The organism is Natronorubrum texcoconense, assembly GCF_900100335.1.
GTDB lineage: Archaea > Halobacteriota > Halobacteria > Halobacteriales > Natrialbaceae > Natronorubrum > Natronorubrum texcoconense.
Map to the genome: position 1 here is coordinate 37167 of NZ_FNFE01000009.1, position 19443 is coordinate 56609.

The 19443-nt window shown below is 65.9% G+C and carries 21 protein-coding genes, 1 tRNA gene and 2 pseudogenes; 13 read left to right on the forward strand and 11 right to left on the reverse strand.

The window, feature by feature from the left end; genetic code table 11:
* Nucleotides 1–12: 12 nt before the first annotated feature.
* Nucleotides 13–1413 carry a phosphoglucomutase/phosphomannomutase family protein gene (locus BLT08_RS20740; RefSeq protein WP_090311875.1) on the forward strand — a complete coding sequence of 467 codons (1401 nt, stop codon included), beginning with the start codon at nt 13–15 and terminating at the stop codon, nt 1411–1413.
* Nucleotides 1414–1514: 101 nt separating this feature from the next.
* A complete protein-coding gene (locus BLT08_RS20745; protein ID WP_090311877.1) occupies nt 1515–1886 on the forward strand; it encodes a hypothetical protein in 372 nt (123 codons plus the stop codon).
* Between the two features lie 52 nt (nt 1887–1938).
* On the opposite strand, the gene cysE is transcribed toward BLT08_RS20745, so the two are convergent.
* The 3 genes from cysE to BLT08_RS20760 form a co-directional block, all read right to left on the reverse strand.
* Nucleotides 1939–2448 carry a serine O-acetyltransferase gene (gene cysE, locus BLT08_RS20750; RefSeq protein ID WP_090311879.1) on the reverse strand — a complete coding sequence of 170 codons (510 nt, stop codon included), beginning with the start codon at nt 2446–2448 and terminating at the stop codon, nt 1939–1941.
* A gap of 213 nt (nt 2449–2661) precedes the next feature.
* Nucleotides 2662–3330, reverse strand: a complete 669-nt coding sequence (locus BLT08_RS20755) for a metallophosphoesterase family protein (RefSeq protein ID WP_090311881.1) — start codon at nt 3328–3330, stop codon at nt 2662–2664.
* 298 nt (nt 3331–3628) lie between these two features.
* Nucleotides 3629–4219: an IMP cyclohydrolase gene (locus BLT08_RS20760; protein WP_090311883.1), complete on the reverse strand. Its 591-nt coding sequence runs from the start codon at nt 4217–4219 to the stop codon at nt 3629–3631.
* 122 nt (nt 4220–4341) lie between these two features.
* Here BLT08_RS20760 and BLT08_RS20765 point away from each other — a divergent pair, with 122 nt between their 5' ends.
* From BLT08_RS20765 to BLT08_RS20775, 3 genes are all read left to right on the forward strand, one after another.
* The gene (locus BLT08_RS20765; protein WP_090311885.1) at nt 4342–4902 is read left to right on the forward strand and encodes a homing endonuclease associated repeat-containing protein; all 561 of its coding nucleotides are present in this window, start codon (nt 4342–4344) and stop codon (nt 4900–4902) included.
* 140 nt (nt 4903–5042) lie between these two features.
* A tRNA-Gln gene (locus BLT08_RS20770) sits at nt 5043–5115 on the forward strand.
* 131 nt (nt 5116–5246) lie between these two features.
* Nucleotides 5247–6041: a rhodanese-like domain-containing protein gene (locus BLT08_RS20775; RefSeq protein ID WP_090311887.1), complete on the forward strand. Its 795-nt coding sequence runs from the start codon at nt 5247–5249 to the stop codon at nt 6039–6041.
* A gap of 2 nt (nt 6042–6043) precedes the next feature.
* On the opposite strand, the gene BLT08_RS20780 is transcribed toward BLT08_RS20775, so the two are convergent.
* Nucleotides 6044–7423 carry an oxidoreductase gene (locus BLT08_RS20780; RefSeq protein ID WP_090311888.1) on the reverse strand — a complete coding sequence of 460 codons (1380 nt, stop codon included), beginning with the start codon at nt 7421–7423 and terminating at the stop codon, nt 6044–6046.
* Nucleotides 7424–7706: 283 nt separating this feature from the next.
* On the opposite strand from BLT08_RS20780, the gene BLT08_RS20785 reads away from it, so the two are divergent.
* Complete coding sequence (locus BLT08_RS20785) at nt 7707–8111, forward strand: hypothetical protein (protein WP_090311890.1); 405 nt, start codon at nt 7707–7709, stop codon at nt 8109–8111.
* A 30-nt stretch (nt 8112–8141) separates the two neighbouring features.
* On the opposite strand, the gene BLT08_RS20790 is transcribed toward BLT08_RS20785, so the two are convergent.
* Nucleotides 8142–9185 carry an NAD(P)-dependent alcohol dehydrogenase gene (locus BLT08_RS20790; RefSeq protein WP_090311891.1) on the reverse strand — a complete coding sequence of 348 codons (1044 nt, stop codon included), beginning with the start codon at nt 9183–9185 and terminating at the stop codon, nt 8142–8144.
* Between the two features lie 184 nt (nt 9186–9369).
* Between BLT08_RS20790 and BLT08_RS20795 the strand changes: the two genes are divergently transcribed.
* A complete protein-coding gene (locus tag BLT08_RS20795) occupies nt 9370–10434 on the forward strand; it encodes an amidohydrolase family protein (protein ID WP_090311893.1) in 1065 nt (354 codons plus the stop codon).
* Nucleotides 10434–11243, forward strand: coding sequence for an iron-sulfur cluster assembly protein (locus BLT08_RS20800; protein ID WP_090311895.1), 810 nt, complete (start codon nt 10434–10436; stop codon nt 11241–11243). Before BLT08_RS20795 ends, BLT08_RS20800 begins: the two co-directional genes overlap by 1 nt.
* Nucleotides 11244–11280: 37 nt before the next feature.
* Here the strand turns inward: BLT08_RS20800 and cgi121 are convergent, their stop codons facing one another.
* Together cgi121 and BLT08_RS20810 are read right to left on the reverse strand one after the other, a co-directional pair.
* Entirely contained in the window at nt 11281–11835 is a 555-nt protein-coding gene (gene cgi121 / locus BLT08_RS20805; RefSeq protein ID WP_090311898.1) for a KEOPS complex subunit Cgi121, read from the reverse strand.
* On the reverse strand, nt 11835–14204 hold the full coding sequence (locus BLT08_RS20810) for an ATP-dependent DNA helicase (protein ID WP_090311900.1): 2370 nt from the start codon (nt 14202–14204) through the stop codon (nt 11835–11837). Before BLT08_RS20810 ends, cgi121 begins: the two co-directional genes overlap by 1 nt.
* A gap of 196 nt (nt 14205–14400) precedes the next feature.
* Here BLT08_RS20810 and BLT08_RS20815 point away from each other — a divergent pair, with 196 nt between their 5' ends.
* A complete protein-coding gene (locus tag BLT08_RS20815) occupies nt 14401–14862 on the forward strand; it encodes a universal stress protein (protein ID WP_394328205.1) in 462 nt (153 codons plus the stop codon).
* Nucleotides 14863–14954: 92 nt separating this feature from the next.
* Here BLT08_RS20815 and BLT08_RS20820 read toward each other — a convergent pair whose 3' ends face one another.
* Entirely contained in the window at nt 14955–15230 is a 276-nt protein-coding gene (locus BLT08_RS20820) for a hypothetical protein (protein WP_090311902.1), read from the reverse strand.
* Between the two features lie 147 nt (nt 15231–15377).
* Between BLT08_RS20820 and BLT08_RS20825 the strand changes: the two genes are divergently transcribed.
* Nucleotides 15378–15605, forward strand: a complete 228-nt coding sequence (locus tag BLT08_RS20825; protein ID WP_090311905.1) for a zinc ribbon domain-containing protein — start codon at nt 15378–15380, stop codon at nt 15603–15605.
* Nucleotides 15606–15637: 32 nt separating this feature from the next.
* Here BLT08_RS20825 and BLT08_RS20830 read toward each other — a convergent pair whose 3' ends face one another.
* Nucleotides 15638–16846, reverse strand: coding sequence for an inorganic phosphate transporter (locus BLT08_RS20830; RefSeq protein ID WP_090311907.1), 1209 nt, complete (start codon nt 16844–16846; stop codon nt 15638–15640).
* A gap of 126 nt (nt 16847–16972) precedes the next feature.
* On the opposite strand from BLT08_RS20830, the gene BLT08_RS20835 reads away from it, so the two are divergent.
* Entirely contained in the window at nt 16973–17218 is a 246-nt protein-coding gene (locus BLT08_RS20835; protein WP_090312169.1) for a ferredoxin, read from the forward strand.
* Nucleotides 17219–17252: 34 nt separating this feature from the next.
* Here the strand turns inward: BLT08_RS20835 and BLT08_RS20840 are convergent.
* Nucleotides 17253–17453 (reverse strand): annotated as a pseudogene (locus tag BLT08_RS20840) (helix-turn-helix domain-containing protein); the annotation flags it as partial.
* A 41-nt stretch (nt 17454–17494) separates the two neighbouring features.
* On the opposite strand from BLT08_RS20840, the pseudogene BLT08_RS20845 reads away from it, so the two are divergent.
* A pseudogene (locus BLT08_RS20845) lies at nt 17495–17740 on the forward strand (cytochrome P450); the annotation flags it as partial.
* A 54-nt stretch (nt 17741–17794) separates the two neighbouring features.
* Here BLT08_RS20845 and mdh read toward each other — a convergent pair.
* Nucleotides 17795–18709, reverse strand: a complete 915-nt coding sequence (gene mdh, locus BLT08_RS20850) for a malate dehydrogenase (RefSeq protein WP_090311908.1) — start codon at nt 18707–18709, stop codon at nt 17795–17797.
* Between the two features lie 253 nt (nt 18710–18962).
* Here mdh and BLT08_RS20855 point away from each other — a divergent pair, with 253 nt between their 5' ends.
* Nucleotides 18963–19427 (forward strand): TIGR00725 family protein, encoded by a 465-nt coding sequence (locus BLT08_RS20855; RefSeq protein ID WP_090311910.1) that lies wholly within the window; start codon nt 18963–18965, stop codon nt 19425–19427.
* Nucleotides 19428–19443: the final 16 nt, after the last annotated feature.

Below are 19443 nucleotides of genomic sequence, written 5' to 3' on the forward strand. Positions count from 1 at the left end.
CGAGACACGCGTATGGAGACGATCAGTTTCGGCACCGACGGCTGGCGGGCGACGTTAGCGGAGTTCACCGCGCCGCGCGTGCGGATGGTCGGACAGGCTGTCGCGACGTACCTACGGGACGAAGGACTCGAGGCCCCGGTCGTGGTCGGCTACGACGCCCGCGAGACCTCGCGCGGGTTTGCCGAGGAACTGGCTCGCGTGCTCTGTGCCAACGGCTTCGACGTGATCATGCCCGACCGCGACCGACCGACGCCGCTGGTCGCCCACGCGATCATCGAGCGCGACCTGGCGGGCGGACTCGCCATCACGGCCTCGCACAACCCGCCGGAGTACAACGGCGTGAAGTTCATCCCCGAGGACGGCGCGCCAGCCCTCCCCGACGTCACCGACGCCATCGCGGATCGACTCGCCGACCCGGACCCCCTCCCGGAGGACGAACACGGCACCGTCGAGGAGGTCGATCTCACGACCCCCCACGCCGACGCCGCCCTCGAACTGGTCGAGGAGATCACTGGCAGTGCCGATCTCTCGCCTGCCGACCTGACGGTCGCCTACGACGCCATGCACGGCAGCGGACGCGGGACGACCGACGCCCTGCTCGAGCGCGCCGGGGCCTCCCTCGAGTGTCTGCGCTGTCGCCGAGATCCCGAGTTCGGCGGCGGCGCACCCGAACCGTCGCCCGAGAACCTCGAGGCACTGATCGATCTCGTCACCGACGACGCGACGGACCCGGCTCTCGGGATCGCGAACGACGGCGATGCGGATCGGATCGCAATCGTCACGCCCGAGCGCGGGTATCTCGACGAAAATCTCTTTTTCGCCGCGCTCTACGACTACCTGCTCGCGGACGATTCGGGAGGCGTCGTCCGCACCGTCTCCACGACGTTTCTGATCGATCGCGTCGCCGACGCTCACGGCGAGACCGTCCACGAGGTCCCGGTCGGCTTCAAGTGGGTCGCCGAGGCGATGGCCGACCACGACGCCCTCGTCGGCGGCGAGGAGTCCGGCGGCTTCACCGTCCGCGGCCACGTCCGCGAGAAAGACGGCGTCCTGATGGCGCTACTCGCCGCGGTCATGCACGCCGACGAACCACTGGACGACCGGGTCGATCGGCTCCTCGAGGAACACGGCACCGTCGTCCAGAACAAGCGCAGCGTGGCCTGCCCGGACCAGGAGAAGGCGCGAGTCCTCGCCGATCTCGAGGACGCAATCCCCGAGAGCGTCGCTGGAACCGACGTGGAGAGCGTCAACACCGCGGACGGCTTCAAACTCCAGCTCGCCGACGGCTCCTGGCTCCTCGTTCGGCCCAGCGGAACCGAGCCCGTGTTGCGGGTCTACGCCGAAGCCGCAGACGAGGATCGGGTGACCGAGTTGCTCGAGGCGGGCGAGGAACTGGTCGAGCCGCTGGTCTGAGTCAGCATCCTTCCGTGCAGTCTCGGTGACGTTCCGTCTCTCCGATCCGGGTTGCGTGCTCCGGGCCCTTCTTTACCGGCGTCGACCCGCTCCCTAGGAGTATGAGCCAATCGAACCGCGAGGACGTCGCGTTCACGGAACTCACGCCGGACTCGTGGCATCAGAACGACGAGGGCAACTACTACCTCGACTGTCCGGAGTGTGGCTCCGCCGCGTCGCTGATGACCATCGTCAAACACGGCCGCTGTAACGGGTACATGGACCAACAGGAGGGCGACACCGAGCTCGACGAGGCCGAACTCGACTGCACGGCGAAGCTCCGCCTCGAACTCGGCTACACGTCCGACCCCGACCCCGAGGCGACCGACTCGGACGCCGAACAGTCCGAAGACAGCGTCGAAACGGGCGAGGGCGTCCCCGGCGAGGGATCCCCGGCGGGGTCGGACGGGACGGTGAGCAACGAACAGCAGTAGTCTCGGCCGTATCTCGCTCCAATTCGACTCGAGACGGAGCCAGTACAGCCCGTCAATCCACTCGTTCCGCCGGCACGCCGACGACGGTCGCCCCGGCTTCGACGTCCCGCGTGACGACCGATCCGGCGCCGACCGCCGCATCTTCGCCGACCGTAATATCGCCGAGCAGCGTCGCGTTCGCTCCGATCTGGACGCCGTCCTCGATCGTCGGATGGCGCTTGACCGGTTCGTTCGTGTCGCCGCCCAGCGTGACGCCGTGATACATGTGGACGTCGTCACCGATCTCGGCCGTCTCGCCGATGACGACCCCCATACCGTGATCGATCGTCACCCGGCGACCGATCGTCGCACCGGGATGGATCTCGACGCCGGTGAGCATGCGGACGACGTGCGAAAGCAGTCGGGCGAGCAACTGAAAACCGGCGTTCCAGAGCCGGTGGGTGAGCCGGTGGCCCCAGACAGCGTGGACCCCGGGATAGGCGAGTGCGACCTCGAGACACCGCTTTGCAGCGGGATCGCGTTCGCACATCGTCCGCGTATCCTCACGCAGTCGTTGGAACATCGGTCACCAGTTCGGACGCGACAGTTAGCGTATGATGCGCTCGGGACGACACAGGGCGATCGATCGATCGACAGCACCGGCCGGTAACGCGACGAGGGGAGTTCCTGCCGATGCGCGCCGTCTGGCCGGTAGATACCATACCCGGACCTACCGGCGAGTTGGCCTAAAAGGGTTCGCTTCCCGTCGTCGCGACACGGCGCTGCCGTCTCCGACTTATTCCCCGCGTGCGAGTCGCGTGCCGATCCGCTCGGGCAGGTCGGTTTCTCGAACCGCCTCCTGGACGGCGTCGATATCGTACTCCACGCGGTGCGTTTCGGCGGTCAGCGCGTCGAGGTCGACGACCGCGTAGGCCGCTCGCGGATCGCCGTCTCGAGGCTGGCCCACGCTGCCCGGGTTGATGACGATCCCCTCGGCGAACTGCTCGACGCCCTGGACGTGAGTGTGGCCGAGCACGAGGACGTCCTCCTCGCCGAGCATCCCCGGAGAGAATTCTCGCGGATACGTGTAGCGCGTGTATCGCTGCGGATCGTCCGGGTGGCCGTGGACGAGTTTCACTCGGCCGTCACAGGCGAGACGTTCATCGGGAAGCGACTCGAGCCACGCGAGTTGCCCCTCCGAGAGCTGTTCGCTGGCGTGCTCGACGCCGGCCCGCGCCATCCCGTTGAATCGGAACGGGGCGTCGCCGACGACCGCGGCGTCGTGGTTGCCCATCACCGTCGGCACGTCGCGCTCCCGAAGTTCGTCGACGCACGCAGCGGGCCAGGGGTTGTAGCCGACGACGTCCCCCGCACACAGCACCTCGTCGACGGGCGGCATGTCGTCGAGAACGGCCTCGAGGGCGACGCGATTCCCGTGGACGTCGGAGATGAGTCCGACTTTCATGTACGAAGACAACGGCCGCGAGCGGTTTGTAGGTTGGCCGACCGCTCACTCTGCGGATCAACCCGGCTACGACGGACTGATCGACCCACGTGCAGTGGCGCGTGCTGTGGGCCGGCCGAGCGAACGCGAGGGCGGTCGACGAATGCACGCGAGGGATGAGTGAACGAAGCGAACGAATCGGTTGGGGAGGGTGTGGAAATCATCGCCGCCAGCGTGTGGCGGTTCCTTTTACTAGCAACTACCGAAAAACGGATCCAGCGTAAGCTACGAACCACTACTCTACCCTTTTTGGTACCGACTAGTCGCCGTTCTCGATGGCCGTCTCGAACCCGTCGTCGGTTCGACTCACGCCGGCCGCACAGACGGCGTGTTCGAACTCGAGGTCGTAAACCTCGCTCGCCGCCGCCTCGGCACTGTCGGCCTCGAGACTGAACGATTCCGGCGCGTCCTTCTCGTAGGTCGCCACGAGCGTCGGCTCGTCGATCGTCTCGACGAGCAGGGCGTCCTTCCGCACGGTGCCGATCAGGGCCTCGCCCAAACCGTCGATCGTCGCCGCGATCCGCGGCGTGTTGTAGTCGTCCTTCTCGTAATCCAGCGCCAGCAGGCTCTCCGCGAGGGCGTCTCGAGCGGGGTAGCCCAACTCGAGTTTCTCCGCGATCGGATCGACGTGCGAGCCGTTGCCGAAGGTAGCCGTCTCGCCGGTCGGCGTCTCGACCACCCGCAGGCAGTTGTAGGACACGTAGGGGTTGTCCGTCTCGGGGGCGTCCGCCGTGGGACCGACGGTGAGGGCGTCCTCTCGAGCGGTGATCTCCCGGTTGGGAAACGAGCGCGACGACACGCGGTAGGCGCCGACGTCGGGACCGACGACGACGAATCGTCCAACGTACATACGCGGGAGTGCGCGAGAGAGGGGAAAAGGGATGTCGGTTCGGACTCGAGCGGCCGTCTTTGCCGGCATCGTACCGGGTTCGGAGCCGCCGTTTTATATACGATGCCGCGGCGAACGGGGGTGTGACGACGGAAGCGGAGTGTCTCGAGGCGTTGCGACGGGCCGCGGAGCAACTCGGCGAGTCGCCGACGAAAGCGCAGTACGAAGAGCTAGGGCTGACGCCGGCGTCGGCCACGATCATGAAGACAGTAGGTGGGTGGAATGCGGCAAAAGAGCGCGCAGGACTGGAAACGTTCGATCGGGCTGCAACGGGCGGTCAACCGGTCCAACCGAAACCGGACTGGGTCGACATACCCGACGATGCCGAGTGGGAGGAACTCACGGGTCAACAGCGCTGGTACTACAAGAATCGGGAGGCTCGAATCGAGCGAAAGGATCGTCGACGAAACGAAATCCGACAGTGGCTCTATACGTACAAAGACCGACGCTGTGAGTGCACCCGATGTGGCGAAGAGCGACCACCGTGTTTGGACTTTCACCATCCGGACGAAAAGGAACTGGGTATCTCAGCGATGGTCGTCGACGGATACTCGAGGGAGCGTATTCGAGAAGAGATCGATCGCTGTATCGTTCTCTGTGCAAATTGCCACCGAATAGAACACTACGACCTACCGACACGGTAGTCCCCACGCGATTACAGCCACAATCCGGATGCCGACAACTGTGATATACCACGGTATCTGGTCCAGTTCGTAACACTCTAATACGGACACCAACTACTGACTGGTACGTCGTCGGAAAACGAGACCGGCGAAACATGACAAGTCCATTAGGGTAGCGGCCAATCCTGAAGCCTTCTGGGGGCTTCGACGCTGGTTCGAATCCAGCATGGACTACTCCTCTCCGTTCTTCGACTCGAGACCTTTCAGCCCGTCCTCTCCGACTCTCCAGTGGAAACGAAGGGGTCGAACCTGCGTCGTCGATCGTACCAGAACCCCTATCTGAGTTGCATTCGTACTGACTGGCAATGAATCGACGGCAGTTTTTCACAGCGGGGGCGGTCGTAACCGCCGCGACCGTCGCTGGCTGTCTTGGTGGTGACGACGAGACCGATGACACGGACAATGGACTCGACGACGCCGATCAGGGAGACGGCTACGGACCGGAGCCTGACGACGAACTCGACGAGCGATCGATCGATACCGACGACTACGAGACGATGCCCTACGAGGGTATCGAGGTACCGCTAGCCCCGCTCGAGGACGTCTACTACTGGTACGCGCGACAGGAAGCCCGGATAGTCGACACGCGAGACGTCGGTTCGTTCGAGGACGCCCGAATCGTCGGTGCCGCGTTGAGTCCCGCACCCGACGGCGGCGACGACGATCCGGTCGCGGGCTGGGCCGAAGACGACCGAATCGTGACGTACTGCGTCTGTCCGCACGCGATGGCCGTCCAGCGGGCCGCGGGGTTGATCGACGACGGCTACGAGAACGTCTACGCGCTCGACGACGGCTTTCAGGAGTGGATCGAAGCCGGCTATCCGCTCGAAGGGAACGACGTCGACGACGCCGCCAGCGCGAGTCTCCCGGCGTACCACGTCGAAGGACGGTCCGATCCGGCCTACGCCGGCGAGTACGTTTCCGTCCGGACGGTCGATGACGACAAACAGGAGATGAGCCTCGTCGACGCCGACGGCTCCTATGAACTAACGCTGCACTTCACTGGACTGAGCGACGACTCGTTGCTCGAGGTCGAAGCTCCCGACTACACCCGTGAACTGACGCTCGCGGAACTGACGAGCGACGTCGTCACGGCCTGATTCTACGTCTCGGAGCGCTCGTACGCGCCCTCGCGCTCGAGTTCGCCCCGTTTTCGCAACACGCTCGGCGTTCGGCAGATCCCCGGCGCGCCGGTCGCCTGCGGCACCGTACAGTTGTTACAGTTCTCACAGAGGACGCGCAGATCGCCGTCAACCGGCGTCTCGGCGTCGGTACCGTTCTCGAGCAGCCGCGCCCCCAACCGCGGCTCGGCGTAGAAGGGGCGGGCCATGCCGACCATGTCACAAGCCGCTCTCTCGCGAGTGCCGTCACTGGATACGCCACTCGAGCCGAGCAACCGATCCATCTCTCGTCGCTCGCGGATCCCGCCCTCCGCGAGCACGGGGATCGACACCCGCTCGCGAACTCGCCGGCAGAAGCCCTCGTTCCACGCGGGGTCGAAGTCGTACTGTAGCGACTGGACCCGGTTCGCCGCGGCGACGAGTCGTCTGCGCGTCGCGCCGCCGAACGCCGCGTCGTACGCCTCGCGCAACTGCTCGTTCCCCCAGGCTCGTTCGGGGTACTCCCCGCGAACGATGCTCATGTCCCAGACGACCGACGTCTGGACGGGGACGACCGCGTCGTAGCCGATTCGTTCGAGTCGCCGAGCGATCTCGATCCCGTCCTCGAGCGACAGTTTCCGCCGGACGATCGGCGAGGGCGGTGCGGGCGTCTCCGCCGGCACCTTGGTCATGAGCGGAATATCGCCCGCTCGCTCGCGGATCTCGTCGTGAACGAGCGCGAGGAATTCGAGTCTCGCCTCCGGAGAGCCGCCGAACTCGTCGTCCCGACGGTTGTAGAACGGCGAGAGAAACTGCTGGACGATGCCCATATTCGCCCCCGAGAGGTGGATGCCGTCGTAGCCGGCTTCCACCGCATATGCTGCAGACCGGCCGAAATCGGCCGCGAGTTCGTACACCTCCTCGGTCGAGAGCACGTGGGGATCGTAGGCGAGAAAGCCGAGTCGATCCAGCAGCCGCAACTGCCAGGGTGGTCTCGAGACCGCCAACTGCTCCAGTTCCGGATGCGCCTCGCGATACTCGGCGTGCCAGGTTTCCATGCTCCGTAGACCGCCGTGCTCGAGTTGCACGAAGATCCGGCTGCCGTGCTCGTGGATCCGGTCGGTCAGCCGCGATAGTTCGGCGACGAACTCGGGGTCGTGGACGCGGGTCATCCCCGGCGCGGCACAACCGCCGTCGCCGCGAACGATGGTCGCCCCCTGACAGAGGAGGCCGACACCCGACTCCGCTGCGGGCTCGAGATCGTCGATCAGCGTGTCGACCGCGTCGGGGCCGTTGCCCGCACACTCGAGCACTGGCGCGCGATAGAGCCGATTGGGAACCTCGCAGCCGCCGATCTCGATGGGGTCCTCGAGGGTGGTCATACCGACGCTATCACGGGATCGTACAAGAGCGTGCCGTCCGTGCGCACGACGTCCCCGGCCGCGTCTACGACGAATCTCGCCGTGACGGTGACGGATGCCGTAGCGGTGGTACGTCGCCGTGACGGTGACGGATTCCATAGCGGTGGTACGTCGCCGTTCGGATGGGACTGAGGGGGTGTGGTCGCCGAAATCAACGTGCTTCTGCCGGGATCGTATCGATGCGGCCGACGTATCAAATATTGTAAGAAAACGTCTCGTTGTTGGCCGCAGACGTGTCGACCGTATGACTCGTACACGCACACATCCGACGATGATAGCCACCGCCTCGAGACTCCTTCCCTGGTTTCGCGTGGTGTTCGGAGCGATCGGGCTCCTCGTTCCGCGCGTGCTCGGTCGGTGGTACGGCCTCTCGGCGAACGGCGGCTCCCTCGACGTCGCGCTTCGCTACGCGTGCATTCGAGCGCTCGGGCTCGGGATCGGCCGACTGACGGCGAGCAGGGCGACCCGTCGCGAGTGGGATCGCATCGCCCTCCTGATCGACGTTCTCGATACGCTCATGCTCCTCGAGGCCGGTATCCGGGGACGGATTCCGAAACGAAGCGCGCTCGTGATGCTGAGCGGAACGATTTCGGGTGCCGCGATCGGGTTCCTCGCACGAGACAGCGATCCCGTGCGAGCGGCCGACTGACGCGGACCCTGTGATCGACCGTCGCGCGTATTATGGCGGCGTCAGGACCGCACGCCCCTCGATCTCGTTGTGCTCGAGGCGTTCCGCGACCGTGTTGATCTCCGCGAGGTCGTGGGTCTCGGTTCGCAACTCGACGTCGCCGCGGTCGACGAGCGAGACGAGTTCTTGCAACTCGGCGTACTTCCCGACCAGCGTGCCGCGGAACGCGAACTCGCCGTTGACCAACGCCTGACTGGGTTCGTGGACGTGGCCGCCGTAGCCGACGATGTGGTGGTCGCCGCCGGCGGCGACGATTTCGGGCGCCAAGGCAGTCGTCTCGTCTCTCCCGACGAAGTCGATCACCTGCTGGGCACCCTCGTCGTCGGTCAGATCCGCGATCACGCTCGGAACGTCTTCGTCGGCCGAGTTGACGGTGTGATTGGCGCCCAACTCCGTCGCTAACTCGAGGGCCTCGTTCTTGATGTCGGCGGCGACGATGGTCGCGGCGCTCGTCGCGTCGAGACACTGGAGGCCGATGTGGCCGAGCCCGCCGACGCCGATGACGACGCAGGTGTCGCCCGGGTTCAGTTCGCGGACGGCCTTCTTGACGGCGTGGTAGGCCGTGATCCCCGCGTCGGCGTGGGGGGCGATCTCGGTCGGATCGACGCCGTCGGGAAGCGGGATCACCGCTCGCTCGTTCGTCCGAAGGTACTCGGCGAAGCCGCCGTCGGTGGTGAGCCCGTTGAACGCGCTGTTCTCGCAGTACATGTCCTCGCCGAGCCGGCAGGGCCGACAGATGCCGCAGGTCTGGACGGGGTGACAGATCACCGGATCGCCCGCCTCGACCAGCGTCACCTCGTCGCCGGTTTCGGCGACGATGCCGGCGTTCTCGTGGCCGAGCGTCATCGGGAGCTCCTGGGGGGCGTACTCGGTCCACATCCCCTCGACGATGTGGTTGTCCGTCTGGCACCACCCCGCGCCTTTGACCTCGACCAGAACGCCGTCGGATTGATTGATCTCGGGTCGATCGACGTCCTCTACCTCCAGCGCCTCGCTCATCTCGTCGGTGTACTCGTGGAGTCGAGCTGCTTGCATGGTGCTATGATACCGTTCAACACGGCCAATGATAACGTTCTCCACCTATCAGAAGTCGTGACCGTTTGTTCGTTGATACCCTGAGAGTGACGACCTAATTTTGACGGCGTACTGTGGTCCGTCTGGGTAACTCAGCTCTCTCTGAAAAAGAGTCATGTTCTATGTTAACGATAATCACTGTGCGATGTATCAGCACAACGGCGAGGAGATCTTCGTCATCGACGCTCACGTTCATCTGTGGGACGCCACGGAGGAAAACATCCAGCACGACGGCGGCGAGGAGTTCATCCGGTGCTTCTACGACTACCACACGACGTTTACGCCCGAGGAGCGCCAGTGGGGGATGGACGAGTACCGCTACTACGGCCCAGACCGGATGCTCGAGGACATGTTCGGCAACGCTGCCGTCGACATGGGCATTTTCCAGCCTACCTATCTCTCCGACTTCTACGAGGAGGGGTTCAATACGACCGAGCAGAACGCCGAACTGGCGACGGAGTACCCGGAGCGGTTCGTCCTCAACGGCTCGTTCGATCCCCGCGACGCCGATCCGGGGATCGAGTACCTCGAGGAACTCCACGAGAAATACGACATTCCGGGCGTTAAGCTGTACACGGCCGAGTGGCGCGGCGACTCGAAAGGGTGGCGCCTCGACGACGAGGAGGCGTTCCGATTCCTCGAGCGGTGCGAAGAGTTGGGGATCGAGAACATCCACACCCACAAGGGACCGACGATCCGACCGCTGAACCGCGACGCGTTCGACGTCAAGGACGTCGACGACGCGGCCTCCTCGTTCTCGGGACTGAACTTCATCGTCGAACACGTCGGCCTTCCTCGGCTCGACGACTTCTGCTGGATCGCGGGCCAAGAGCCGAACGTCTACGGGGGCCTGGCCGTCGCCGCCCCGTTCGCCCAGAACCGGCCGGGAAAATTCTCCGAGATCATGTCCGAACTGCTCTGGTGGCTCGGCGAGGACCGCGTCCTGTTCGGCTCGGACTACGCGCTGTGGAATCCCGACTGGCTCGTCGAGGAAGTCATGGAGGCCGAACTCACGGAAGAGCACCGCACGGAGTACGGCGTCGAGTGGGATCTCGAGACGAAACGGAAGGTGATGGGCGAGAACGCCGCCAAACTCTACGACATCGATATCGAGGCAAAGCGCCGGCAGTTCCAGGAGGACGAGATCAGCCAGCGGTTCGGCCTCGAAGACCACTACGCCGGCGGGGAGCCCGCGGCGGCCGACGACTGATGGGCCGAACGGAAGCCGACGCCGACGGACCCGAACCGACGCGAGCCGCCGTCCGCGACCGACTGGATCGGGTCACCGATCCCGAACTCGACCGTTCGATCGTCGAACTCGAGTACGTGGACGGAATCGAAATCGACGGTCGACGAGTCGAGGTCGAGATCACGCTCCCGACGGCGTGGTGCTCGCCGGCGTTCGCCTGGATGATGACCGTCGACGCCCGCGACGAGGTCGCGACGCTGGCTGCGGTCGAGGTGGTCCGGATCACGCTCCGTGAACACATGCACGAGGCGGAAATCAATCGCGGCGTCAACGAGCGACGCTCGTTCGCCGAGGCGTTTCCGGACGCCGACGGAGACGTCGAGGCGGTCCGCGCGGAACTCGACGAAAAAGCCCGCGTCGCCAGACAGTACGACGCGACTGAGGCGCTGCTCGAGGCCGGTCTCGACGGCGAGGCGATCACCGGGCTGCGACTGGCGGACCTCGAGCCCCTCGAGGCGGACGGCACGCCCGACGACGGCGAGGCGACGGGTTCGTTCGCCGTCTACGTCGCCGACCGCTCGTTCGTCGTCCGGGTTCCGCGAGCGCCGATCGAGCGCTACCTCGAGAAGGCCCGCGAGACCGATCTCGTCTCCGAGGCGGACGACGTCCTGTTCCGGACGCCGGAGGGCGAGCCGATCGACCCCAACTCGTTCGACCTCGTCCACCGTCGCGGCCGGCTCGCGACGGTCAATATGTCGAGTCAGGGCGGAATCTGTGACGGGCTTCGGGAAGCGAGGGAGAAGCGACTCGAGGAGTCGGCGGACGACTGACGCGACCGCGGCGGAGCCGTCACCGCGTTCGGTCAACTCACTTCTCGACCTCGAGCAGCGCCACTCGCTCGCGGACCAGGTCACCGAGGCTCGCGTCGGTCGCCCCGCGTTCGGCGTCGGTGATGTCGAAAAAGTCACACAGCGTGGCATCGTCTCGAGCGTCGAGGGTCGGTTCGGCCGCGACGAGGGCTTCGAGTTCGGTCAGCGCCGCGCGCGCCGCCATTTCGCTGCCCGTAGGAGCTTCGGTATCGTCGTTCGTACCCCGACCCCCTTCGTTTCCGGTGGAGCCCGTGTCAACGAGGAGCACGGCTCGGTTCTCTCCCTCGCCGACGCCCATCTCGAGGGCGCGATCGATCTGTCGGCGGCCGGCGGCGTAGAGCAGGATCTCGACGGCCCGATCCCGGGCGACGTTCGTCCCGCGGGCGATGGCGCGATCGGCCAGTTCGACGGCCCGCTCGAGGTGAGCGCGGTCGGCGACGTAGCGCGCGTCGAAGGCCTGTACCGTCACGTCGTGCCGGTCGCCGATCGCGCCGATCTCGGCGACGAACCGATCGAGGTCGTCGACGGAGAGGGTGCACTCGAGTAGCTCCATCAGAAATCACCCAGGCTGGACTGGCCGTCGTCCGCCGTTTCGTTCGTCGCGTTCTCGTCGGCTCCGCCTCCAGCGCTCGAGCCGGCGGCCCCTTCGTTCGCCGCTCCGTCGGCCGGTTCGACGCCCTCCATCGAGGGATCCTCGCGACCGGCGTTCTCGAGGATGTTCTCCGCCGTCTTCTCGCCCTTGAGCGCGCCCAGGACGACGCCCTTGTCGGCGCTTCTGAGATCGGCCGGCTCCTCGATGCCGACCGCGTAGAGCTGACGGGCGCGTTTGCGACCAACGCCGCCGACGGAGACTAGTTCGAGCAGTTCCTCGCTCACGCCGTGTTCGACGCGAGCGCGGGCTTCGCGGACGGCAACGGTCCATTCGCTGTCGATCTCCGCGGCCAGCGACTCGGCCGCGCCAAGCAGCCACTCGGCGGTGTCGACCTTCCCGCGGAGGTCGCCGGGACCGATCTTGTACCGGTCGGTCAACCGCTCTTCGTCCTCCTCGCTGGCCCAGTCCTCGAGCAGTTTGCCCGTCTTGAGCGCGGCCAGCCAGTCCTCGAAGCGGTCTTCCTCGTACTCGCTCGGCCGGTCGCCGAGCAGTTCGGCCTCCCGTTCGTAGTAGAGTTCGCCGAACGTCTCGTCCTCGCCCGAACGAAGGTAGAGTTCGTACATGTCGGGCGTCCGCGAGACGAGCTGGTAGAGGCCGAGCGCGGTCGGTCGGTCGTCGGCGCGCTCGAGCCCGTGGACGATCTCGGCGGCGCTCATCGGATCGAGGTAGAGCCGGGAGACGGTGTGGCCGAGGCTGGTGGCTTCGAGGGTTTCCTCGCGCGTTGCCTCCCGTTGTGCCGCGAGGTCGGCCGCGGAGGTGAACGCGCCGTCGTCGATCTCGGCGTCGTCCTCGGAATCGCCACCCGCTCTCTCACGCTCGATGAAGTCGTTGCGCTCGAGGTAGTCCAGCACGTCGTCGGTCACCCGCTCGAGCCGCCCTGCCTCGGTCGACTGGCTGGCATAGAGGGTTGCCTCGAGGAACTCGAGTAACCCCTCACGCGTGCGGGCGAAGCCGGAGGCGATGGTCGCGAGCACGTGCGTTCGCAGGGCGGGTTCGGCGGCGAGTTTCGACCGGACGGCCTCGGGGTCGGCCCAGACGTAGCGGTCGAACAGCTCCTCGCTCTCGTCGTGACTCTTCGCCAGCAGGACGGCCTCGCCGTAGGGGTCGAGCCCCGGCCGGCCGGCGCGGCCCATCATCTGGTGGACCTCGAGGACGTCCAGCGGGGACATCCCGCCCGCGCTGGGGTCGAAGCGCCGCCAGTCGCGGACGATGACCCGGCGTGCTGGGGTGTTCACGCCGGCGGCGAGGGTCGGCGTCGCCGAGATAACCTTCAGCAGTCGGTCGCGGAAGGCGTCCTCGACGAGCGTTCGCTGGGTGCTCGAGAGGCCGGCGTGATGGAACGCCGCGCCCCGCTCGACGCAGTCGGCCAGATCCTTGCTGGTCTCGGTGTCGCTGTCCTCCCTGATCTCCTCGGCCAGATCGACTAACGCTTCCCGCTCGTCGCCGTCGAGTTCGCGACTCGAGACCTGCCCCAATCGGCTCGCGGCGGCCTCGGCGTTTCGCCGGGAGTTGACGAAGACGAGCGAGGAGCCGCCCTCCTGCAAGATGTCCCGGACGAGCGCGGCCTCCTGTTTTTCCGATCCTTCGACGGGAACCTCCCGCGTCGAGCCGTCGTCGAAGTTCAGGGCGTTGCCGTAGTGGACGCCCATCCGCAGATCGATCGGTCGCCAGTCGGTGTCGACGAGCGCAGCGTCGAGCCAGTCGGCGATTTCGTCGGCGTTGCCGACCGTCGCGGAGAGCGCGACCGTCTGCATGGCGGGGTTGAGCCGCCGGAGTTTCGCGAGGGTGACCTCGAGCGTCGGCCCACGATTTCGGTCGTCGATCAGGTGAACCTCGTCGCTGACGACGCAGGTCAGATCGCTCAACCAGTCCGCGCCGTTACGCACGAGCGAGTCGACCTTCTCGCTGGTCGCGACGATGATGTCCTTCGTCGCGAGCCACTCGCTGGTGCTCTCGTAGTTGCCCGTCGTCACGCCCGTCGTGACGCCGAACCGTTCGTAGGCCTCGAACTCGGCCTTCTTCTCGCTGGCGAGCGCTCGCAGGGGGACGATGTACAGCGCCTTTCCGCCGCGTTCGACCGCCGACAGCATCGAGAGCGCGGCGATCATGGTCTTCCCGCTGGCGGTCGGGACGGCGGCGACGAGGCTCTCACCGTCGGTCGCGCCGGCCTCGACGGCCTCGGCCTGTGGCGGGTAGAGCTCCTCGATGCCCTCGCTTCGGAAGTGATCGACGGCACCGGCCGGGAGCCCCGACAGCTCCTCGATATTCATTACTCGTCTTTGGCGCGTCCCGTGGTTTAAACTGTCGTCTCGTCAGCGTGCAGACGTCGCCGCCGGCGGATTCGACTCGTACGAGGAGACGGACACGGTGGCACGGTGGCTGCCGGATCGATGCCGGACGAGCGACTCGAGAGCGGTGACCAGCCCAGTCGGCCGGTCCGACCTGCACCTGCCCGTCGGTACACCGATGGGGCTGGCGACCGAAACCGGTCGTATGCTCGCTCCCGATCACGTCCTCGTCCCGACGTTCGGCCGCCCGCGGGAGGACGAGGCGCTCGCGTACGCCCTCGAGACGTTTCCCGACGCCGACGTCACGCTGCTCGCCGTGGTCACGCCGCTCGGCGAGCGGATGAGCGAGGGCGGTATCCTCGAGCGTGACGACGAACGCACGACACAGGCACGCGAGCGAGCGACGACGCTACTCGAGGCGGTCGACGAACCGACCGCGAGCGAACGAGTCCGACTCGAGACCGCCGAGGGGCGGCCCGGAACCGTCGTCCCGCAGTACGCGAGCGAGGAGCGCGTCGATCACGTCGTGCTGTACGGCCACCGAAACGACACGAAGGGGTTCGTCCAGCGATTTCTCGGTCGCGGCATCGCATCGACGGTCGTCGAACGGACCTCGAGTCCGGTGACGGTCCTCGAGTAGTCACGCTGGCGGTATCGACGGTCGAAAATGCGGAAAACGGTTGCGGAGCCGTCGACTCGGTCCCGCCATCGAATTCGGTTCAGCCGCAGTCGTCAGTCGTCGGCCGTGACGGTCGCATCCTGTCGGGTGGTCTCGGTCGACCCGGACAGGTCACTGAGCGGCGAGATGCCGCCCGCGAGGATCGCCGCGGCGACCAGCAGCGCCGAGGAGAGCACGACGTACTGGTCGCCGCTGTAGCCGGCCAGTCCGGCACCGAAATCGACGACGAAGACGACGAAGAAAAACGAGACGATTGCCAGGATAATCATCAGCACGAACGCAACGAAGTTCGAAACGAAGTCACCGATCGCCTGCGTGATGGAACTCATAGTCTACAGTTTGACTCTCCCGATCACTGAAAAGCCTACTGATATATCATACAAATTTCATACGCATGACCTGTCCGCGGCCACCGACACTCGTATTATGGTCGGGCCTCGAGTAGCCCACGACACGGAGTCACTCCGCGAGCACCCATGAAACCGGTTTGCTACTGCAGTCGCTGCGGCGACGAAATCTCGCGAACCGCCGAGGAGTGTCCACACTGCGGCTATCATCCCCAGTCGATCGCGTGGCGGTTCGGCGCGGGTGCGCTCATCTTCGGCGCCGCGACGACGCTCGTCTCTCCACCCGTGGGACTGCTCGGCGTCTTCGTCGGGATCACCGCGCTCGGCGGGAGCTACTTGCTGTCGCCGGCGGAGTGACGCTCGCTCGAGCGCGGCCCCTCGAGGCCGACTCACCCGCCGATGATCATCGCCAACAGCTGATAGAGTCCGTACCCCACGACGATCGAACTCCCGAGCGTCAGCAGCCAAAACGTGATCGTAAAGCCGATCTTCCGCCTCGAGACGCCGGCCGAGCCCGCCGCGAGCCCGCCGCCGATGACCCCCGAGAGGATGATGTTGTTGAGCGAGATCGGAATCCCGAGCGCGATTGCAAGCTGTGCGATGATAAAGCCCGGCACGAGCGCCGCGATCGACCGCCGAACGCCGAGCTGGGCGTACTCCCTCGAAGTCGCCTGCAGCAGTCGCGGCGCGGCCATCCAGGCCCCGGCGAGGATGCCGGTCGCGCCGATCGCGAGCAGGACGATCCCCGGCAGGCCGAGTTCGATCCGGAAGAGGTTCTCGAGCGGGCCGGTCGCGAGGCCGACCTGCGAGCCGCCCGAGGAGAAGGCGACGATGCCGCCCAGCACGAGCAGAAACGACTGAATGCCGCTCTCGACGGAGACGAGGACGCGTTGTCGGACCCAGTAGAACGCGAGAGCACCGACGACGATCGTGACCAGAACTGTTCCGAGATCGACGCCGCCCGCGAGCGTCGGTCCGCCGCCGAACAGCCGGGAAACGAACCGCGCGAGACTCCCCTGATCGGCGGCCGGATCGGGGATGACCCCCAATCGGATGTTGGCGACGATGGCCCCGACGACCCCAGCGAGCAACGGGACGCCGACGGTTTCGGGGACGTCGTCGCGCCGCAACAAAATCGCTGTCACGTACGCCAGCCCGCCGGACATGATCGGAACCATCAGCCAGAATGTCCCGAGTCGCTGGTACGTTGCCATCGCGGGGTCGCCGCCCAGCGAGAGGCCGACGCCGATCATCGCACCCGTCGTCGCGAACGCCGCGGGGATCGGATACCGCGTGTAGATGCCGACCGCCATGAACGTCGCCGCCGTCAGCAGACCTGCAGTAGCCGCGAGCGGCGTGATCGCCACGCCGTCGATGAGGTCTGCGCCGACCGTCTCCGAGATGCTCCCACCCTGCATGAGCGCGCCGGCGGCCGCGAGCAGGCCGATGACGAACGCGGCCCGCATCGTCGAGATCGCGTTCGCGCCGATCGCGGGCGCGAAGGGTGGCGAGTTGCTGTTCGCCCCGAGTACCCACGCCATGAACAGACAGGTGAGGATGGCGGTCCCGACGAGTACGGCGAACGACAGTGCGACCATTCCGTCTCTCACTGTTCTACGACGGACCGGAAAAGCGTTCCCTCGGTCGACTCGTGGGCCGACTCGTTCGCTAGCCACCGACTGTGGTCCGGAAGCGGTATGTCCCAGACGCTCGAACCGTCGGGTATGAGAGTCGAGTTCGACGAAAACACCTGTATCGGCATGTATCAGTGCGTGGCTGAGTGGGACGCCTTCGAGAAGGACAAAGCGAGCGGGAAAGCGGTCCTCGAGGACAGCGAGGAGGTCGAAGACGGGGTCTTCGCCCGCGAGGTTCCCAAGGACGCGGAACTCGACGCGAAGTTCGCCGCGCGAACCTGTCCCGTCGACGCGATCAGGATCTACGACGACGACGGCGAGCAAATCATCCCCTAATTCTCGAGTCGACCGTCCGTGGTTTTCCGCGCCGTTACCGTCGCAACGCCACGTCCACCAGCCTCGATTCGACCGTCCGGAGCAGGGTCGACGCCGCGCTCTCCGAGCAGGCTAACGCCGACGCGACTTCCTCGAGCGACCCGTTGCGCGGAACGTCGTAGTAGCCGCATTCTCGAGCCGTTTCCATCGCTTCGAACTGTCGAGCGGTGAGTCTCCCCGCGAACGTTTCGACCCGAGCGCTGGCTCGCAGACGAACTCGGGGACGGATCCGAAACCGAGCGGACGGACGACGGTCGAACGCTCGAGTCCGACTCCGACCGACCCGAGTACACTCATTTCCCGTTCGACGGCGGCCCGCGTCACTGTCCGGGTATGCGATTCGCGATGGCCGAACTCAAACTCGCGCTCGCGACGATCGCCCGCCACGTCGAATTCGACCGTGTCAGCGACTCGCTCGAGCCGTCCGTCGGGATCACGTTCGATTCCCGGACCGCTCGAAGTTCGCGTCCGAACGTGAGCTGACTGCAGGGCTCGAGCGCTCGATCTGCCGTGAAAAAACGCGAGTCGGAGCAACGATTACGAAATCTTGTCGTACTGCTCGGAGAGCTTCTCGGCGGCCTCGCCGAGCTGGTCGCGCTCGAACTCCGAGAGGTCCCACTCGACGACCTCTTCGATGCCGTTCGAGCCGAGCTTACACGGGACGCCGAAGGCGGTGTCCTCGTGGCCGTACTCACCCTCGAGCGGGACGCTGCAGGGGAGCACCTCGCCGGTGTCTCGCAGGACCGCTTCGACGATGTGGCCGACGCCGGTCGCCGGCCCCCACTCCGTGGCGCCCTTCTTTTCGATGACGTTCATCGCCGAGGTCTGGAGCTCCTCGAGCAGTTCCTCCTTCTCCTCGTCGGTGAACTCGAGGTCCTGGCCGTCGACGCGGACCTTCGAGAAGACGGGCACCTGGGCGTCGCCGTGCTCGCCGAGGATGGTCGCGTCGACGTTCTGGACGGGCACGTCGAAGCGCTGGGCGATGACGTACCGGAAGCGAGCGGAGTCGAGTCGACCGCCGAAGCCGACCACTTGCTCGCGAGCCCGGTCGCCGGCCTCGTAGAGGTGACGGTTGAGCAGATCGACGGGGTTCGACGTCGTGACGGTGACGAAGTCGTCGTTGTGCTCCGCGAGCGAGGAGCCGATATCCTCCATGATCGGCGCGTTGTCGCCCGCGAGGTCGATACGCGTCTGGCCCGGCTGGCGCGGAATGCCGGCCGTGATGACGACGACGTCCGATCCCGCCGTATCCTCGTAGTCGCCCTGCCGGATCGTCGTGTTCGAATCGTAGGCCACCCCGTGGTTGGTGTCCGCAGCCTGTCCGATCGTCGTATCCTCCTGATCCGGAATGTCGACGAAGACGAGTTCGTCCGCGATATCCCGAAGTGCGATGTTGTAGCCTGCGGCGGCCCCGACCGTCCCGGCCGCGCCGACCACGCTAACTTTCGTCATACCACGTAATGATCCACCGTCCCACGCGTTAAATCCGTCGAAAACTCCTCCTTCGAACGATCTGACGAGAATTATGTCGACAGCTGTCGAACTCATTTCGATGCGCAGCAATCGTCGGCAAAATACCACGTTTCGGCGTGAATACCGCCATCGGAGGCCGAAACGTCGACGATCGTTTCGTCTCGAGCCCGACGATTCGTCGAGACCACTCGAGACCGAACCGATCATTGTCCGCGCCCGCAGTCACTCCCGTATGCGAGTCAGCGTCATCGGCGGCGGAGCGATCACCGACGAACAGACGGCCCGCGCCGAAGCCGTCGGCCGCGAACTCGCCGCTCGCGGCCACACGGTCGTCTGTGGCGGCCGCGGTGGAACGATGGAAGCCGTCTGTCGCGGCGCGAAAACCGAGGGCGGAACGACGATCGGAATTTTGCCCGGCGACCGTCCCGGTGACGCGAACGAGTACGTCGACGTCCCGATTGCGACCGGACTGGGCCACGCCCGGAACGCGCTCGTCCCGCTGAACGGCGACGCGGTTATCGCGCTCACCGGCGGCGTCGGCACGCTCACCGAAATCGGCTTCGCGGGCATCTACGACCGTCCCGTAGTCGGCCTCGAGACCCACGACGTCTCCGAGATCGGAATCGACCTCGTGACCGTCGACAGTCCCGAAGCGGCCGTCGACGCCGTCGAGGCCGCGCTCGAGGGCGAGCCCTGAGCGCCGGTGGCAGGAC

Excerpts from the sequence above, each read along its gene's own strand:
- BLT08_RS20740 (WP_090311875.1), top strand. The coding sequence starts at position 13 with ATGGAGACGATCAGTTTCGGCACCGACGGCTGGCGGGCGACGTTAGCG.
- BLT08_RS20745 (WP_090311877.1), top strand. The coding sequence starts at position 1,515 with ATGAGCCAATCGAACCGCGAGGACGTCGCGTTCACGGAACTCACGCCG.
- cysE (WP_090311879.1), bottom strand. The coding sequence starts at position 2,448 with ATGTTCCAACGACTGCGTGAGGATACGCGGACGATGTGCGAACGCGAT.
- BLT08_RS20755 (WP_090311881.1), bottom strand. The coding sequence starts at position 3,330 with ATGAAAGTCGGACTCATCTCCGACGTCCACGGGAATCGCGTCGCCCTC.
- BLT08_RS20760 (WP_090311883.1), bottom strand. The coding sequence starts at position 4,219 with ATGTACGTTGGACGATTCGTCGTCGTCGGTCCCGACGTCGGCGCCTAC.
- BLT08_RS20775 (WP_090311887.1), top strand. The coding sequence starts at position 5,247 with ATGAATCGACGGCAGTTTTTCACAGCGGGGGCGGTCGTAACCGCCGCG.
- BLT08_RS20780 (WP_090311888.1), bottom strand. The coding sequence starts at position 7,423 with ATGACCACCCTCGAGGACCCCATCGAGATCGGCGGCTGCGAGGTTCCC.
- BLT08_RS20785 (WP_090311890.1), top strand. The coding sequence starts at position 7,707 with ATGACTCGTACACGCACACATCCGACGATGATAGCCACCGCCTCGAGA.
- BLT08_RS20790 (WP_090311891.1), bottom strand. The coding sequence starts at position 9,185 with ATGCAAGCAGCTCGACTCCACGAGTACACCGACGAGATGAGCGAGGCG.
- BLT08_RS20795 (WP_090311893.1), top strand. The coding sequence starts at position 9,370 with ATGTATCAGCACAACGGCGAGGAGATCTTCGTCATCGACGCTCACGTT.
- BLT08_RS20800 (WP_090311895.1), top strand. The coding sequence starts at position 10,434 with ATGGGCCGAACGGAAGCCGACGCCGACGGACCCGAACCGACGCGAGCC.
- cgi121 (WP_090311898.1), bottom strand. The coding sequence starts at position 11,835 with ATGGAGCTACTCGAGTGCACCCTCTCCGTCGACGACCTCGATCGGTTC.
- BLT08_RS20810 (WP_090311900.1), bottom strand. The coding sequence starts at position 14,204 with ATGAATATCGAGGAGCTGTCGGGGCTCCCGGCCGGTGCCGTCGATCAC.
- BLT08_RS20815 (WP_394328205.1), top strand. The coding sequence starts at position 14,401 with ATGGGGCTGGCGACCGAAACCGGTCGTATGCTCGCTCCCGATCACGTC.
- BLT08_RS20820 (WP_090311902.1), bottom strand. The coding sequence starts at position 15,230 with ATGAGTTCCATCACGCAGGCGATCGGTGACTTCGTTTCGAACTTCGTT.
- BLT08_RS20825 (WP_090311905.1), top strand. The coding sequence starts at position 15,378 with ATGAAACCGGTTTGCTACTGCAGTCGCTGCGGCGACGAAATCTCGCGA.
- BLT08_RS20830 (WP_090311907.1), bottom strand. The coding sequence starts at position 16,846 with ATGGTCGCACTGTCGTTCGCCGTACTCGTCGGGACCGCCATCCTCACC.
- BLT08_RS20835 (WP_090312169.1), top strand. The coding sequence starts at position 16,973 with ATGAGAGTCGAGTTCGACGAAAACACCTGTATCGGCATGTATCAGTGC.
- mdh (WP_090311908.1), bottom strand. The coding sequence starts at position 18,709 with ATGACGAAAGTTAGCGTGGTCGGCGCGGCCGGGACGGTCGGGGCCGCC.
- BLT08_RS20855 (WP_090311910.1), top strand. The coding sequence starts at position 18,963 with ATGCGAGTCAGCGTCATCGGCGGCGGAGCGATCACCGACGAACAGACG.